The organism is Bradyrhizobium sp. USDA 4452, assembly GCF_054063575.1.
This window is the reverse complement of record NZ_JBSSGK010000001.1, coordinates 8,545,423-8,561,864: the sequence shown is the minus strand read 5'-3', so window position 1 is coordinate 8,561,864 and position 16,442 is coordinate 8,545,423. Positions and strand designations below refer to the sequence as shown.

12 protein-coding genes, 1 tRNA gene and 1 pseudogene are annotated in these 16,442 nt (G+C 63.8%); 6 read left to right on the top strand and 8 right to left on the bottom strand.

Going from position 1 to position 16,442, the window contains the following annotated elements; all coding sequences use genetic code 11:
- Window positions 1–1,212: an MFS transporter gene (locus ACVISU_RS40660; protein ID WP_456710684.1), complete on the top strand. Its 1,212-nt coding sequence runs from the start codon at window positions 1–3 to the stop codon at window positions 1,210–1,212.
- 84 nt (window positions 1,213–1,296) lie between these two features.
- On the opposite strand, the gene lon is transcribed toward ACVISU_RS40660, so the two are convergent.
- The 5 genes from lon to ACVISU_RS40635 all read right to left on the bottom strand — a co-directional run bounded on the left by lon (window position 1,297) and on the right by ACVISU_RS40635 (window position 8,258).
- Window positions 1,297–3,726, bottom strand: coding sequence for an endopeptidase La (gene lon / locus ACVISU_RS40655; RefSeq protein WP_456710683.1), 2,430 nt, complete (start codon window positions 3,724–3,726; stop codon window positions 1,297–1,299).
- Window positions 3,727–4,048: 322 nt separating this feature from the next.
- A complete protein-coding gene (gene clpX, locus ACVISU_RS40650; protein ID WP_018271869.1) occupies window positions 4,049–5,323 on the bottom strand; it encodes an ATP-dependent Clp protease ATP-binding subunit ClpX in 1,275 nt (424 codons plus the stop codon).
- Between the two features lie 466 nt (window positions 5,324–5,789).
- The gene (locus ACVISU_RS40645) at window positions 5,790–6,425 is read right to left on the bottom strand and encodes an ATP-dependent Clp protease proteolytic subunit (protein ID WP_021079148.1); all 636 of its coding nucleotides are present in this window, start codon (window positions 6,423–6,425) and stop codon (window positions 5,790–5,792) included.
- A gap of 225 nt (window positions 6,426–6,650) precedes the next feature.
- A complete protein-coding gene (gene tig / locus ACVISU_RS40640) occupies window positions 6,651–8,009 on the bottom strand; it encodes a trigger factor (RefSeq protein ID WP_050405641.1) in 1,359 nt (452 codons plus the stop codon).
- A 164-nt stretch (window positions 8,010–8,173) separates the two neighbouring features.
- Window positions 8,174–8,258 (bottom strand) — tRNA-Leu (locus tag ACVISU_RS40635).
- Window positions 8,259–8,411: 153 nt separating this feature from the next.
- Between ACVISU_RS40635 and ACVISU_RS40630 the strand changes: the two genes are divergently transcribed.
- Complete coding sequence (locus tag ACVISU_RS40630) at window positions 8,412–9,725, top strand: multicopper oxidase family protein (RefSeq protein ID WP_456710682.1); 1,314 nt, start codon at window positions 8,412–8,414, stop codon at window positions 9,723–9,725.
- Window positions 9,726–9,928: 203 nt separating this feature from the next.
- Here ACVISU_RS40630 and ACVISU_RS40625 read toward each other — a convergent pair whose 3' ends face one another.
- Entirely contained in the window at window positions 9,929–10,894 is a 966-nt protein-coding gene (locus tag ACVISU_RS40625) for a LysR family transcriptional regulator (protein ID WP_050405643.1), read from the bottom strand.
- A 102-nt stretch (window positions 10,895–10,996) separates the two neighbouring features.
- Here ACVISU_RS40625 and ACVISU_RS40620 point away from each other — a divergent pair, with 102 nt between their 5' ends.
- The gene (locus ACVISU_RS40620) at window positions 10,997–11,824 is read left to right on the top strand and encodes an oxidoreductase (RefSeq protein ID WP_456710681.1); all 828 of its coding nucleotides are present in this window, start codon (window positions 10,997–10,999) and stop codon (window positions 11,822–11,824) included.
- A 57-nt stretch (window positions 11,825–11,881) separates the two neighbouring features.
- Here ACVISU_RS40620 and ACVISU_RS40615 read toward each other — a convergent pair whose 3' ends face one another.
- Both ACVISU_RS40615 and ACVISU_RS40610 read right to left on the bottom strand, forming a co-directional pair.
- Window positions 11,882–12,349, bottom strand: coding sequence for a GNAT family N-acetyltransferase (locus ACVISU_RS40615; RefSeq protein WP_456710680.1), 468 nt, complete (start codon window positions 12,347–12,349; stop codon window positions 11,882–11,884).
- Entirely contained in the window at window positions 12,324–13,823 is a 1,500-nt protein-coding gene (locus ACVISU_RS40610) for an NAD(P)H-hydrate dehydratase (RefSeq protein ID WP_456710679.1), read from the bottom strand. The genes ACVISU_RS40615 and ACVISU_RS40610 overlap by 26 nt, the downstream gene beginning before the upstream one ends.
- Before the next feature lie 354 nt (window positions 13,824–14,177).
- Here ACVISU_RS40610 and ACVISU_RS40605 point away from each other — a divergent pair, with 354 nt between their 5' ends.
- The 3 genes and pseudogenes from ACVISU_RS40605 to ACVISU_RS40595 form a co-directional block, all read left to right on the top strand.
- Window positions 14,178–14,516, top strand: a complete 339-nt coding sequence (locus ACVISU_RS40605) for a P-II family nitrogen regulator (protein ID WP_011441447.1) — start codon at window positions 14,178–14,180, stop codon at window positions 14,514–14,516.
- A 151-nt stretch (window positions 14,517–14,667) separates the two neighbouring features.
- A complete protein-coding gene (gene glnA, locus ACVISU_RS40600; protein ID WP_050405646.1) occupies window positions 14,668–16,077 on the top strand; it encodes a type I glutamate--ammonia ligase in 1,410 nt (469 codons plus the stop codon).
- Between the two features lie 115 nt (window positions 16,078–16,192).
- Window positions 16,193–16,354, top strand: a pseudogene (locus ACVISU_RS40595) (helix-turn-helix domain-containing protein); the annotation flags it as partial.
- Between the last annotated feature and the right edge of the window lie 88 nt (window positions 16,355–16,442).

The following is a 16,442-nucleotide window of genomic DNA, read 5'->3' as shown; positions in this document are numbered from 1 at the left end:
GTGAACATCGAAGTCGATCGCGAAGCCCTGCTTGATGCAGGCCCCTGGCAGCGCAATTTGATCGTCTGCCTGTTCGGCTCCTTCACGACCATCGTGGGGATGACGCTGCTGCTGCCGTTCCTGCCGCTCTATGTCGAACAGCTCGGCGTGACCGACCATGCCGCCATCGTGCAATGGTCCGGCGTCGCCTACGGCGCAACCTTCTTCAGCGCGGCGCTGACGGCGCCGTTGTGGGGACGGCTCGCCGACCGTTACGGCCGCAAGCTGATGCTGATCCGCGCGAGCCTCGGCATGGCGATCGCGATGTCGCTGATCGGCATGGCGCACAATGTCTATGAGCTGGTCGGCTTGCGGCTGCTGACCGGGCTACTCGGCGGCTACGCGTCGGGCTCGAGCGTGCTGGTCGCGGCGCAGACGCCGAAGGCGCGGTCCGGCTGGGCGATCGGCGTGTTGTCCGCCGGCATCATGGCCGGCAGCCTGGTCGGTCCCTTGATCGGCGGCGTCCTGCCCGGCCTGATCGGTATCCGCATGACCTTCTTCCTGATCGGCGGCGTCATCTTCATCACCTTCCTTGGCACCACCTTCCTGATCCGCGAGGATGCGCGTCCGAAGACCGCAAAGGGCAGCAGAGCGCGCGGCGGCTGGGCGCTGGTTCCGGACAAGCGCCCGATCGTCGCGATGTGGGGCACCGGCCTGCTGCTGATGATCGCCAACATGTCGATCGAGCCGATCATCACGGTCTATGTCGCGCAGCTGGTCGAGGCGCCGCAGGTGACGTTCGTCGCCGGCCTCGTGATGTCAGCCGCGGCGTTCGGCAGCCTGCTGTCGTCGTCGCATCTCGGCAAGCTCGCCGATCGCGTCGGCCACTGGCGGATCATCACGATCTGCCTCGCCGCGTCGGCGCTGCTGCTGATCCCGCAGGCCTTCGTGGTCAGCGGCTGGCAGCTGATCCTGCTGCGCTTCCTGATGGGGCTCGCGCTCGGCGGCCTGCTGCCCTGCATCACCAGCGTGATCCGGCACAACGTGCCTGATGCGGTCACCGGCAGCATGCTCGGCTATTCGATCTCGGCGCAATATGCCGGCCAGGTGATTGGCCCACTCGCCGGCGGCTTCATCGGCGGCCATATCGGTATGCGCGCGGTGTTCCTCGGCACCAGCGTGCTGATGGCACTCGGCGCGATCGGCAACTTCGTCGTCGAGAAGAAGGAGTAGTCGCGACCCGCCTGATGGCCGATCACCGCCCAAACAAAAACGGCGCCCGAAGGCGCCGTTTTCCTGTTTCGATGGAAGCTCGCTTTAGTGCGCCGTCAGGCCGCCGGACGCCTCATCCGACGCATCGGGCTTGACGTCGACCTTGCTGGTCTCCTCTTCCCAGACGATCGGCGCAGGCACGCGGACCAGCGCCTTGGCAACGACCTCATCCAGCCGCGAGACCGGAATGATCTCCATGCCGCCCTTGATCGCATCGGAAATCTCCGTGAGATCCTTGGCGTTGTCCTCCGGGATCAGTACCGTCTTGATGCCACCGCGCGCGGCAGCCAAGAGCTTCTCCTTCAGACCGCCGATCGGCAGCACGCGACCACGCAGCGTGATCTCGCCGGTCATCGCGACATCGTGCCGGACCGGAATGCCGGTCATGACCGAGATGATCGCGGTGGCCATCGCGACACCGGCGGACGGACCATCCTTCGGGGTTGCGCCCTCCGGCACGTGAACGTGGATGTCGCGCCGGTCGAACATCGGCGGTTCGATACCGTAGGTGATCGCGCGCGAGCGCACGTAGGACGCCGCCGCCGAGATCGACTCCTTCATCACGTCGCGCAGGTTGCCCGTGACGGTCATCTTGCCCTTGCCGGGCATCATGACGCCTTCGATGGTGAGCAGCTCGCCGCCGACATCGGTCCAGGCCAGACCGGTGACGATACCGACCTGATCCTCGTCGTCGATCTCGCCGAAGCGATACTTCGGAACGCCGAGGAACTCCTCGATGTTCGCTTCGGTGACCTTCACCGACTTCTTCTTGGAGATCATCAGCTCCTTCACCGCCTTGCGGGCGAGTGTGGAGAGCTCACGCTCCAGGTTGCGCACGCCCGCTTCGCGGGTGTAGCGGCGGATCATCAGCAGCAAGGCCGCGTCGTCGATCGACCATTCCTTGGAGTCCAGGCCGTGCTTGGAGAGCGCGCTCGGGATCAGATGCTTGCGCGCGATCTCGACCTTCTCGTTCTCCGTGTAACCGGCGATCCGGATGATCTCCATGCGGTCCATCAGCGGGCCCGGAATATTCAGCGTATTCGCGGTCGTGATGAACATCACGTTGGACAGGTCGTAGTCGACCTCCAGGTAGTGGTCGTTGAAGGTCGAGTTCTGCTCGGGGTCGAGGACCTCAAGCAGCGCCGACGACGGATCGCCGCGGAAATCGGCGCCCATCTTGTCAATCTCGTCCAGCAGGAACAGCGGGTTCGAGGTCTTCGCCTTGCGCATCGACTGGATGATCTTCCCGGGCATCGAGCCGATATAGGTGCGGCGGTGACCGCGGATTTCGGCTTCGTCACGCACGCCGCCGAGCGACACGCGCACGAACTCGCGGCCCGTGGCCTTCGCGATCGACTTGCCGAGCGAGGTCTTGCCGACGCCGGGAGGCCCGACCAGGCACAGGATCGGTCCGGTCAGCTTGTTGGCGCGCGACTGCACCGCGAGATACTCGACGATGCGGTCCTTGACCTTCTCCAATCCGTAGTGATCGCTGTCCAGCACCGCCTGCGCGGCCTCGAGGTCCTTCTTGACCTTGGACTTCTTGCCCCACGGAATCGACAGCAGCCAATCCAGATAGTTGCGCACGACGGTCGCTTCCGCGGACATCGGCGACATCTGGCGCAGCTTCTTCAGCTCGTGCTGGGCCTTCTCGCGCGCTTCCTTGGAGAGCTTGGTCTTGGAGATCTTCTCCTCCAGATCGGCCAGCTCGTCGCGACCTTCGTCGTCGCCGAGCTCCTTCTGGATCGCCTTCATCTGCTCGTTCAGGTAATACTCGCGCTGGGTCTTCTCCATCTGGCGCTTGACGCGCGAGCGGATGCGCTTCTCGACCTGCAAGACCGAGATCTCGCTCTCCATCAGGCCGAGCACCTTCTCCAGGCGCTGGGTGACGGACAACGTCTCCAGGATCGCTTGCCGATCGGCAATCTTGACCGCGAGATGCGAGGCAACGGTGTCGCCGAGCTTGGCGAAATCGGTGATCGCCTGAACCACGCCGACGACTTCGGCGGAGATCTTCTTGTTCAGCTTCACATAGCTTTCGAAGTCGGACACGACCGAACGCGCCAAGGCCTCGGCTTCGACCGAGTTGGCGTCAGTGTCAGCGAGCGCGACCGCAGTCGCCTCGTAATACTCGCTGCGGTCGGAATACTTCTCGACACGCGCGCGCTCGAGGCCCTCGACCAGCACCTTGACGGTACCGTCGGGCAGCTTCAGGAGTTGCAGCACGCTGGCGAGCGTACCGGTCTCGTAAATTGAATCGGGAGCTGGATCATCATCGGACGCGTTCTTCTGCGTCGCGAGCATGATCAGCGCATCGTTCTTCATCACCTCTTCGAGCGCGCGGATCGATTTCTCGCGGCCGACGAAGAGAGGCACGATCATGTGCGGGAAGACGACGATGTCGCGGAGCGGCAGCACCGGGTAGGAGTGGCTTTCGCCGTGGACGATCGTTGGCCGGGGTTTTGAGGTCGTCATGGCCTTATCCTTTTGTTTTGCCCCCTTGCACGCAGTCCGCCTGCTTGCGCAACCGCCACAAGGTGCCTTGGTGATCCGGAATTAGATTGCCGTCAGCAGCCGCATATTCCGCATCGTAAAGCGACGAATCTCAACGCATGAGATCCCTCACAGATAGCATTAGGTGGCTATCAGGCGCGGGGGTGTCAAGTCTGAGAACTGCCGGGAAATATAGGCTAAACAGGCATTTACTGCGACGCGGGAATACCCGCTACTGCTGCGCCACAACGGCCGCCGGATCGCCCGGCAGCCGCGTCAATTGCGACGGCAGAAAGTTGCGCCGTCAGGCGCTCGCGCTGCTCTCGACGGCGCGGTCGGAACGATCCGCGTAGATGTAGAGCGGACGCGCAGTTCCCTCGACCACTTCGCGCGAGATCACGACTTCCTCGACGCCTTCGAGGCCCGGGAGGTCGAACATGGTCTCGAGCAGGATGCTCTCCAGAATCGACCGCAGGCCACGCGCGCCGGTCTTGCGCTCGATCGCCTTGCGGGCGACCGCGCCAAGCGCCTCGTCGGCGAAGGTCAGCTCGATGTTCTCCATCTCGAACAGCCGCTGGTACTGCTTCACCAGCGCGTTCTTCGGATCGGTCAGGATCTTCTTCAGCGAGGTCTCGTCGAGGTCTTCCAGCGTCGCGACGACGGGCAGACGGCCGACGAATTCCGGGATCAGGCCGTACTTCAGCAGATCTTCCGGCTCGACGTGACGGAAGATCTCGCCGGTACGGCGATCCTCCGGCGCGAGCACCTGCGCCGCGAAGCCGATCGAGGTCGAACGGCCGCGCGCGGAAATGATCTTCTCGAGGCCCGAGAACGCACCGCCGCAGATGAACAGGATGTTGGTGGTATCCACCTGCAGGAACTCCTGCTGCGGATGCTTGCGGCCGCCCTGCGGCGGCACCGACGCCACCGTGCCTTCCATGATCTTCAGCAGCGCCTGCTGGACGCCCTCGCCCGACACGTCGCGGGTGATCGAGGGATTGTCCGACTTGCGGCTGATCTTGTCGATTTCGTCGATATAGACGATGCCGCGCTGCGCGCGCTCGACGTTGTAGTCGGCGGCCTGCAGCAGCTTGAGGATGATGTTCTCGACGTCCTCACCGACATAGCCGGCTTCGGTCAGCGTCGTCGCGTCAGCCATGGTGAAGGGAACGTCGAGGATGCGGGCCAGCGTCTGCGCGAGCAGCGTCTTGCCCGAACCGGTCGGACCGATCAGCAGGATGTTCGACTTCGCCAGCTCGACGTCGTTGTGCTTGGTCTGATGGTTAAGCCGCTTGTAGTGGTTGTGGACGGCGACCGAGAGCACCTTCTTGGCATGGCTCTGACCGATCACGTAGTCGTCCAGGACCTTGCAGATTTCCTTCGGCGTCGGGATGCCGTCGCGCGACTTCACTAGCGAGGACTTGTTCTCCTCGCGAATGATGTCCATGCACAGTTCGACACACTCGTCGCAAATGAAGACAGTCGGTCCGGCAATCAGCTTGCGAACTTCATGCTGGCTCTTGCCGCAGAACGAGCAGTATAGCGTGTTCTTGGCGTCGCTCGTGCCGACCTTACTCATTCATTATCTCCGTCCGCCGTTCGATCTTGTTTGCCAGATCGACCCAATCCGGCACAAAACCGGGGTCTTGGGTAGATAGAGCAAATTCCGTACCAAAAAAGACCCTACGCAATACTGACCGTGGGGATCACGGTTTATTCGAATCTCCGCGACCATAGCCGATGCATTACAGCCAACCATGCTGGCACCCGACTATCAAGAATTCGCTAATCGGAGGGCCGGCTCAAGACCGTGACAATACCGTGATTTTCCACGATCGCACGTGGAACACGCGTCGAAATCCACGGAACGTTGCGGGATTACCACGCCAAGCCATGAGCACGAAAGCGGAACTTTCTGCCCCAGCACATGCGCTTGCGAGGTACTCCACCGTGCTGCTTTGCCGACTATGTGAGGCGTCAATGTGGAGATCACATCGACGCCTCGGGTCGCTGTCCAGATCAGCTAGCCCTGTCAGGCAGCCTGGTTAGGCCGCCTTGGCCGCCGACGGGTCTTCCGGCCGCTTGTCGATGACCTTGTCGACGAGACCGAACGCCTTGGCGTCCTCGGCGGTGAGGAACTTGTCGCGCTCGAGCGCGTCCTCGATCGCCTTGTAGGTCTGGCCGGTGTGCTTCACATAGATCTCGTTGAGGCGCTTCTTGAGATTCAGGATCTCCTGCGCGTGCAGCATGATGTCGGTGGCCTGGCCCTGGAAGCCGCCTGACGGCTGGTGCACCATGATGCGGGAGTTCGGCAGCGTGAAGCGCATGTCCTTCTCGCCGGCTGCCAGCAGCAGCGAGCCCATCGAGGCCGCCTGCCCCGTGCACAGCGTCGACACCGGCGGACGGATGAACTGCATCGTGTCGTAGATCGCAAGGCCCGAAGTCACCACGCCACCCGGCGAGTTGATGTACATCGAGATTTCCTTCTTCGGATTCTCGGCCTCGAGGAACAACAGCTGCGCGACGATCAGCGTCGACATGCCGTCCTCAACCGGGCCGGTGACGAAGATGATGCGCTCTTTCAGCAGGCGCGAGAAAATGTCGTAGGCGCGCTCGCCGCGATTGGTCTGCTCGACGACCATCGGCACAAGGTTCATGTAGGTTTCAACGGGATCGCGCATGAAAGAACCCAAGGGTTAGGGGTGATGCAGAACTTGACTCAAGGCTACCTGACTCAAGGCTTAACCCAGATATGGGCCAATTTCCGGCCGACAAGACCGGCACTGGCCGTACTAGCCACCTGGGCAGGCCGCAGAAGTTCAAGCCGATTCGCGTCGGCGCGCCTAGCGAGGGGGACCCTCACCAGGCCAGCTTTCGCGGTTCATCATTAACGCGAGGTGCCGCAATCAAGCGGCAGTTTGCTCGGCGTCTTCATCCTTGAACAGCTCATCCTTGGAGACCTTCTTCTCGGTCACGGTGGCGAGCTCCAGGACGAAGTCGACGACCTTGTCCTCGTAGATCGGAGCGCGGAGCTGGGCCAGCGCCTGGGCGTTGCTGCGGTAGTAATCCCAGACTTCCTTCTCGCGGCCCGGCATCTGGCGCGCGCGCTCGATCACCGCGCGCGAGACCTCGTCGTCGGTCACGGTGATCTTGTTCTTCTCGCCGATCTCCGACAGCACGAGACCGAGGCGGACGCGGCGGTCGGCGATCTTCTGGTACTCTTCCTTGGCCGCGTCCTCGGTGGTGTTCTCGTCGGCGAAGGTCTTGCCGGTCGAGTCCATCTCGGCCTTGATCGAGTTCCACATCAGGTTGAACTCTTCGGCGACAAGCGACGGCGGGGCCTCGAATTTGTGGCTCTCGTCGAGCCGGTCCAGCAGCGCGCGCTTGACCTTCTGACGGGTCGCGCCGGCGAACTCGGCGGTCAGACGCTCGCGCGCGGCTTCCTTGAGCTTGTCGAGCGACTCGAGGCCGAGCGTCTTGGCGAACTCGTCGTCGATCACGGTCTCACCGGGCGCCTCGATCAGCGTCGCGGTGGTCTCGAACTCGGCCGGCTGGCCGGCGAGCTTGTCGTTCAGGTAGTTCTTCGGGAACGTGACCTTCAGCGTGCGGGTCTCGCCGGTGCCGATGCCGATCAGCTGCTCCTCGAAGCCCGGAATGAACTGGCCGGCGCCGATCACGACCTGGATGCCCTCGCCGGTGCCGCCCTCGAAGGCTTCGCCGTTGATGGTGCCCTTGAAGCTGATGGTGACGCGGTCGCCCTTCTCCGCCGTCCCCTCGGTCTTGGCGCTGTACGGGCGGCTGCCTTCGGCGATGCGCTTGATGGCATCGTCGACGTCGGCGTCGGAGACCTCGACCACCGGCTTCTCGACCGAGAACGACTTGAAATCAGCGAGCTGGATCTGCGGCACGACCTCGATCGCAACGGTGTAGGTCAGGTCGGTCTTGCCCGACAGCAATTCCTCGACCTGGTCCTTCTCGGTCGGCATCGTGATCTTCGGCTCGCCGGCGAGGCGGAAGCCGCGATCTTCGAAAATCTGCCGGTTGGTGTCGCTGATGGTCTGGTCGATTGTCTCGGCCATGACCGAGCGGCCATAGATCTTCTTCAGGTGCGCCACCGGCACCTTGCCGGGACGGAAGCCGTTGAGACGGACCTTGTCCTTGAGGTCGACCAGCTTGGCGCCCGCCTTGGCATCGAGATCGGATGCCGGAACGCTGATCTTGAATTCGTGCTTCAGTCCCTCGTTGAGGGTCTCGGTGACCTGCATGGTATCAATCTTCTTCCGCTTTTGCCGCGGCCCGAGCGGCCGTGGCAGTGTCAATCTGTTCGACGGTGAGCCTTGCGGCCTGACGTCTGTGGGTTCGGCGAACCCTCGTCCCCTTCGGGGGCCAAGGTTCTCCAAGAATTCTTCATGCAAACGCTGTAAGCGCTTGGTGCGGGCGGAGGGACTCGAACCCCCACAACTTTCGTCACTGGAACCTAAATCCAGCGCGTCTACCAGTTCCGCCACGCCCGCGCGAAAAGCATCCAGTCCGGCCGCGATGCCGCGGGCGGCCGGGCTTATAACATGCGCCCACCGGTTCGCAGCAAAAAAATGGCCGCTGGAGAGCCCGCCCTGCGACCGATCGCGACTGGACAGGTACTTCTGAAAATGGTCCGCATCGGCCGAATGGCAAGCCCTCCAGCAAGTCCCGAATTTTCCTTCACCCGGCGCGACCTGATCGCCGGCCTCGGTGCCGCGGCGCTTTGCCCCGTTTGGCCGGGCACCGGCTCGGCGCAAGGCCGGACGGCGGTCGTGCTCCAGGCCAGGGTCGACCGCATCTCGCTTCGTCCGGGCATCCCGGACACCCCGGTCTGGTCGCTCGGTAGCGGCGATCTTCGCTTCAGGCGCGGCGAGGTCCTCGACGTGGCGTTCGGCAATGAGCTGCCGGTTCCCGCCGCGCTCGATTGCCGCGGGCTCGATGGCGTCCCGGCCGCGCAGCCGCTGGCCTCCCGGGCGCCGCTTGCCACGGGGGCAAAGGATACCTTTCAGCTGCCGCTTCGGCATGCCGGCACCTTCCTGTGCGAACCGCTGATCGGGGATGGCACGGCGCCGGCACGGCCGCGTCCGCTGATCGTGACCGGCACCTCGCCGGTCGCGGTCGACCGGGACGAAGTCTTGCTGATCGAGGAGTGGCGTCTGCAGCCCGATGGAACCGCGATCCCACCTGGAAGCGACCCGAAAGATTCGACGCAAATTCATACAATTAACGGCAAAACCTCATACGACATCTTGGCCCCGGCCAATGCCCGCCTCAGACTCCGCTTTATCAATGGCAGCCAACGCAGTGTGCTGGCGGTCAAGCTCGAGAACCTCGACGTCCGGGTGATGGCGATCGACGGCCAGCCGGCAGAGCCGTTCCCGGCTCGCAACGGCGCGCTGGTGCTGGCGCCCGGCAGCCGCACGGATGTCTTTGTCGATGCGACCGGTCCGGCCGGAACCAGCTTCCCGATCCTGTTGCACGACGGCAAGCAAGCCCGTCCGATCGGCAGGCTCGCCGTCTCGAACGAGCCGCCGATCCGAACGGCGCCGTTCCCGCCGGCCCCACCGCTGCCGGGCAACGACATGCCCGCGCAGTTTGAGCTGAAGGGCGCTGCGCGATTCGATCTGGCGCTCGGCACGCCCACGGAGTGGTTCCGCCCAGCGGACTTCAAGCCGTCAACCGCCCCGGCCTTTCAGGCCAAGGCCGGCCGAACCGTCGTGCTGGCGTTGACCAACCAGGGCGCGATCGCAAACGTCTTTCATCTGCACGGCCATCACTTCCGTCTGCTCGACCGGCTCGACGACGGCTGGAAGCCGTTCTGGCTCGACACGCTCGCGGTCGAACCGGGCCAGACCCAGCGCATCGCCTTCCTCGCCGAATATCCGGGCCGCTATCTGATCGAGCAGGTCGCGACCGATTGGGCCGCGCCGCGGCTGCTGCGATGGTACAATGTGCAATAACAAGAAAGTGGAGGCCGCCGAGGAAAACATCGATGAGCCAGAGAGTTGCAGCGATTCGCGGTGTGAGGCGCGACGCGTGGCGGTGTCCCTCAAGCGTCCTGTGAAGGCCTGATCGAATCCGGCCCGCGGGGGCTGATCGATGTCGAGACCGATCAAGATGTTACCGGCCGTACCTACTCTTCGCCTACAGCAAGCTGAGTAGCTCAAGCGCGCTTGCGATGACCGTCCGATCGCTTGGCCGGGGGTGGACGGACATCCCCGCCCCTGGCGGCCAACCGCGTCTCTTCCCGGACCATATCGACGAACGCACGAAGCCCGGCTGTCATGTGCCGGTGCCTCGGATAGTAGAGGCGCAAGCCGGGAAATGGCGGCGTCCAATCGTCCAGCACGGCGCGCAACGTTCCGGCGGCGAGATGCTCGGTTACCCAGTAATCGCTCACGAACGCCAGTCCGACGCCTTCGAGGGCGGCTTCGACCATCAGGCTGTCACTGTCGAGGGTCAGCCTGCCCGGGACATCGATCACCATCTGCTCGCCGCCGCGCTTCTCGAACTCCCAGTGATAGAGCTTGCCGCTCGGCATGCGCCTGCGAATGCATTCGTGGGCGAGCAGGTCAACCGGCGACCGCGGCACCGAAGCGCGCGCGAAATAATCCGGCGCGCCGACGACGATGAAGCGCGTGTCCGGGCCGCAGGGAATCGCGACCATGTCCTGTGGCACGGCTTCGGCCAGCCGGATGCCGGCATCGAAACCTTCCGCGACGATATCGATGGGACGTCCTTCGAGAGTCAGTTCGACATTCATGTCGGGATAGCGCCGCAGAAACCTTGCGACGACGGGGCGGAGGATCTGATGCGCGGCGCGCTCCTTCAGATTGATGCGCAGCGTTCCCGCGGGCGTGTCGCGAAACTCATTCACGTCCTCCATCGCGCCGGCAATCTCGCGCAGCGCGGGACTGACCCTGGCGAGGAAACGCTCGCCCGCTTCCGACAGCGCGACGCTGCGCGTCGTCCGATTGATCAGTCGCACTCCAAGCCGCTTCTCCAGCGCGGCGATCGCATGACTGAGCGCCGACGGTGAAATGCCGAGCTCGGTCGCCGCCGCGCGAAAACTGCGATGCGTCGCGATCGCGACGACGGCGTTCAGTTCGAAAAGACCGGCGTGCTGCATTGTTCGATTACCTGCATCAGGTCATCCGATTTTATGCCGATTATTGCACTAATCAAGCTCGCCTATATCGAGCCCGCAATCTCGATCTAAAGGACATCTCCAATGGCAAAGACCTTCCTGATCACGGGCGTGTCGTCGGGCTTCGGCCGCGCGCTGGCCGAGGCGGCATTGAGCGACGGCCACGCCGTCGTCGGCACCGTGCGCAACGAGAGCGACAAGCAGAAATTCGAAGCGCTCGGCGCAGACCTGCACGGCGTGATCCTCGACGTCACCAATACCGACGCCATCGTGCCCGCCGTTGCCGACATCGAGCGCAGGATCGGCGCGATCGACATTCTGGTGAACAATGCCGGCTATGGCCACGAGGGCATTCTGGAGGAATCATCGATCGACGATCTCCGACGCCAGTTCGAGGTTAACGTCTTCGGCGCGGTGGCGATGATCCAGGCGGTGCTGCCCTTCATGCGCAAGCGGCGCGCCGGACACATCCTCAACATCACATCGATGGGCGGGATCATCACGATGCCCGGCCTCGGTTACTACCACGGCAGCAAGTTCGCGCTGGAAGGAATCTCCGAAACCCTTGGCAAGGAAGTCAAGGATCTCGGCATCAAGGTCACTGCGGTCGAGCCGGGCAGCTTCCGCACCGATTGGGCCGGACGATCGATGGTCCGAGCGGAACGGTCGATCGCGGACTATGACGCGCTCATCGATCCGATCCGCAAACGCCGCATGGAAATGAGTGGCCGCCAGGTTGGCGATCCCCAAAAGGCCGCGCAGGCGATGTTGAAGCTCGCACTGTCGGCCGATCCGCCGACGCATCTGCTGCTCGGCAGTGACGCCGTGCGGCTGGTCGAGGACAAGATGAAACTGCTGCAGGCCGAATTCGATGCGTGGAAGAGCGTCTCGCTTTCCACCGACGTTGCCTGAGTCTCATCGGCCGCCGCCAGCGCCGGTCCGTCATTGCAAGGCGGACCGGTATCCCGGCTAGACTAGCTCGCGGCCGCGCCTCCAGAGATAGCGCACGTCCGGCTCCTTCTCCTCGTTGCGGCTGCCGTCGGTCGCTTCAACCGGTACAAAGCCGCGCGCTTCGTAGAACCGGCGCGCCCGCGCATTGCGCTGGAAGGTCCAGAGCTGCAGCCGGTCCGTGCCCTGCTGCGCGATTTCGAGCAGCGCGCTGCCGATGCCGCGGCCCTGCGCGGCCGGCAGCACATAGAGCTGCGCGATCCAATCGTCGCGGAACGCGATCATCGCATTCATCGCCTCGCCGTCGAACACGCCCCATAGCGTGCAGGCGGTAAACATCCGCTCGCGGTAGAACCAGCGGTATTCATCAGGCGTGTGCAGACCGGCGAGCCAGGGCAGCGCATCGTCGAACGCCGCACGATGCACGCACGCGGCGGCGTCCATGTCGGCAAGCGCGAGCCGCCTAGTACTCAATCCCGAACTCGTCATAGAGACGGCGGAACACGGCCGGCAGCACCTCGGTGAGATCCTCGGCGATCAGGCCGGGTCCCGCCTCGCCGGCCGCCTCGCCGTGCATCCATACGCCCATGCTGGCAGCCTCGAAGGCCGCGACGCCCTGCGCCAGGAAACCTGCGATGATGCCCGACAGCACGTCGCCGGCGCCCGCAGTCGCGAGCCAGGGCGGCGCGTTCGCGGCGATGGTGGCGCGGCCATCGGGAGATGCGATCACGGTGTCGGCGCCCTTGAGCAGCACCACCGCGCCGGAGCGCTCGGCTGCCGCGCGGACGCGCTCGAGCTTGGAGCGGCCGGGATGCTTGTTGGAGATATCGCTGAACAGCCGCGGGAACTCGCCCTCATGCGGCGTCAGCACCACCTGCTGGCCGTCGGAGGCCTTGATTGCTTCGAACAGCCGGTCCGGCGAACCTGCAAAACTCGTCAGCGCGTCGGCGTCGAGCACCAGGTGTCGCTGCGCCGACAGCGCGGTGTGGACGAAGTCACGGGTGCGCGCGCTGACGCCGGCGCCGGGGCCGATCACGCAGGCATTGAGACGCTTGTCGTCGAGCAGCTCAGCGAACTGGATCGGGTTGTCGACCGCGCGCACCATCACCGCGGTCAGCGCCGCCGCGTTGACGGCGAGCGCATCGCGCGGCGAGGCCAGCGTCACGAGGCCCGCCCCTGCGCGCAGCGCCGCGCGCGCGGCGAGCCGCGCCGCCCCGGTCGAAGCGAGATCGCCCGAGACCACGATGGCGTGGCCCCTTGCGTATTTGTGGCCGTCGATCCGCGGCACTGGAAACGACCAGCGCCAGGCCTGCGGCAGGTTCTCCGCGGTCAGCGGCTTGATCTCGTCGAGCACCTGCGGATCGATACCGATTTCGGCAACGCGCACCCGGCCGCAATACATCCGGCCCGGCAGCAACAGATGCGCCGGCTTCTTGCGGAAGAAGGTGACGGTCTCGGTGGCCTGCACGGCCGCGCCCATGACAGCGCCCGTGGTGCCGTTGATGCCGCTTGGCAGATCAACCGCCAGCAGCGGCGTACCGTTAGCGTTGATCGCCGTGATCATCTCCAGCGGATCGCCCTTGACCGGGCGATTGAGGCCAGCACCGAACAGCGCGTCGATGATCAGCGCCGGCTTGCCGAGCGCCTGCGGGTTGAACGGCAGCACCGGATATTTCCAGCCCTTCGCCGCCAGCGCCGCGTCGCCCTGCAGACTGTCGCGCTCGCAGAGCAGGATCACCGACACCTCGCGGCCGCGCGCGGCAAGCTCGGCGGCAGCGACGAAGCCGTCGCCGCCATTGTTGCCGCGGCCGGCGACCACCACGATCGGCCCCTCCTCGACCAGGTCCATCGCGGCTTCCGCAACGGCCTGGCCGGCGCTCATCATCAGCGCGAAGCCCGGCGTGCCGGCTGCGATGGTCAGCCGGTCGGCGCGCTCCATCTCGATGGTGGTCAGAACGTCCATGCCGAATCCTCAATCGCTTCGCCTTTTCGAGAGGCAATTCCTGTGACGTTCGCGGAGTTTCTACTGGCCCAATGCATATGGATTGATCTATTTGCCTATTTGTTGGGCTTGGCTATCTTAGCCCGTGTGGTTCGATATCAGCCGATTGCCTGTTAAAAGGCTGATAACATTCCGAAATCGGGGACCTTAACAACTTGGCATAGACCCTGCTTTTGAGGAAGCCGCGCGCAAGGCCGCTCGATGCGACCATTGCGCGTGTTTTCGGCCAGGCGCCGGAAGGCGTAAGACCAACCAGACTGCGCCCCACGCGCATCGAACTCGACCCTGCAATCTGCAATGCCCGGGAGGCGCTCAGTGAAGAAGATTGAAGCCATCATCAAGCCCTTCAAGCTCGACGAGGTGAAGGAAGCGCTCCAGGAAGTAGGACTGCAAGGCATCACCGTGACCGAGGCCAAGGGATTTGGCCGCCAGAAGGGCCATGCCGAGCTCTATCGCGGTGCGGAATACATCGTCGACTTCCTGCCCAAAGTGAAGATCGAGATCGTGATCGGCGACGACCTCGTCGAGAAGGCGATCGACGCGATCCGCCGCGCGGCCCAGACCGGACGGATCGGCGACGGCAAGATTTTCGTCTCCAACATCGAGGAAGCCATCCGCATCCGGACCGGCGAATCCGGGCTGGACGCTATTTAAGGGCGGTGCTATCCGGATTTTCTGACGGCAAAAGAGAAAAAAGGCTGCTTCGGCAGCCTGATTTCGTTTCAGCAGTCACACGAACTCGCCAAAAGCGGGAATAACGTCGCTCTCCGCTGGAAACCGACCCGCACATCCATAAGGGGTATTCATGAAGACCGCCAAAGACGTCCTGAAATCGATCAAGGACAACGACGTCAAATACGTCGACCTGCGCTTCACCGATCCGCGCGGCAAGTGGCAGCACGTGACCTTCGACGTCAGCATGATCGACGATGACATCTTCGCCGAGGGAACGATGTTCGACGGATCGTCGATCGCCGGCTGGAAGGCGATCAACGAATCCGACATGTGCCTGATGCCCGACCCGGTCACCGCGACGATCGACCCGTTCTTCGCCGAGACCACCATGGTCATCACCTGCGACGTGCTCGAGCCGACCACCGGCGAGCCCTACAACCGCGACCCCCGCGGCATCGCCAAGAAGGCCGAGGCGATGGTGAAGTCGATGGGCGTGGGCGACACCGTGTTCGTCGGCCCCGAGGCCGAGTTCTTCGTGTTCGACGACGTGCGCTACTCGGCCGACCCCTACAACACAGGCTTCCGCCTCGACTCCTCCGAGCTGCCCATCAACTCGGCGACCGAATATGAGGGAGGCAACCTCGGCCACCGTATCCGCACCAAGGCCGGCTACTTCCCGGTGCCGCCGCAGGACTCCGTGCAGGACATGCGCTCCGAGATGCTCGGCGCGATGGCCAAGATGGGCGTCAAGGTCGAGAAGCACCACCACGAAGTCGCCTCTGCCCAGCACGAGCTCGGCATGAAGTTCGACACGCTGACGCTGATGGCCGACCAGATGCAGATCTACAAATACTGCATTCACCAGGTCGCCCACATCTACGGCAAGACCGCCACCTTCATGCCGAAGCCGGTCTATGGCGACAACGGCTCGGGCATGCACGTGCACCAGTCGATCTGGAAGGAAGGCAAGCCGACCTTCGCCGGCAACAAGTATGCCGACCTGTCGGAGACCTGTCTGCACTACATCGGCGGCATCATCAAGCACGCCAAGGCGATCAACGCCTTCACCAACCCGTCGACCAACTCCTACAAGCGTCTGGTCCCGGGCTATGAAGCCCCCGTGCTGCTCGCCTACTCCGCGCGCAACCGCTCGGCCTCCTGCCGCATCCCCTACACGGCGAACCCGAAGGCCAAGCGCGTCGAGGTCCGCTTCCCCGACCCGATGGCCAATCCCTATCTCGGCTTCGCCGCGATGCTGATGGCCGGCCTCGACGGCATCAAGAACAAGATCGATCCGGGCCCGGCGATGGACAAGGACCTCTACGATCTGCCGAAGGAAGAGCTGAAGCAAATCCCGACCGTGTGCGGCTCGCTGCGCGAGGCGCTCGAGAGCCTCGACAAGGATCGCGCGTTCCTCAAGAACGGCGGCGTGTTCGACGACGACTTCATCGACGCCTATATCGAGCTGAAGATGACCGAGGTCGCCCGTTTCGAAATGACCCCGCACCCGGTCGAGTTCGAAATGTACTACTCGCTGTAAACTCTACGGCACAGCGAAATGCGAAAGGCGCTTCCACCGGAAGCGCCTTTTGTTTTCGCAATGTAGCCCGCACGATCCTGCGCGCCGCGGAGTCAGTCCATGACGCCGCCGCGTCGAGCACGCCCGCACGCTGCTGGAGACGACAGCGCAACCGATCAAGGCCATCGCCCGCGCCACCGGTTATGAGGGCGAAAGCAGCTTTCGCAAGGCCTTCCGCAAGCTCACGCTGCTGTCGCCGCAAGCCTATCGCGCGCAGCGGACGATGCGTGCAGCCTGAGCCTGTAGAATAGGAGCTGCAGGATGGGTAGAGCGCAGCGAAACCCATCCTGCGGGTGCTGCGCTTGCCCGGTTCTGCGCCCATCCTC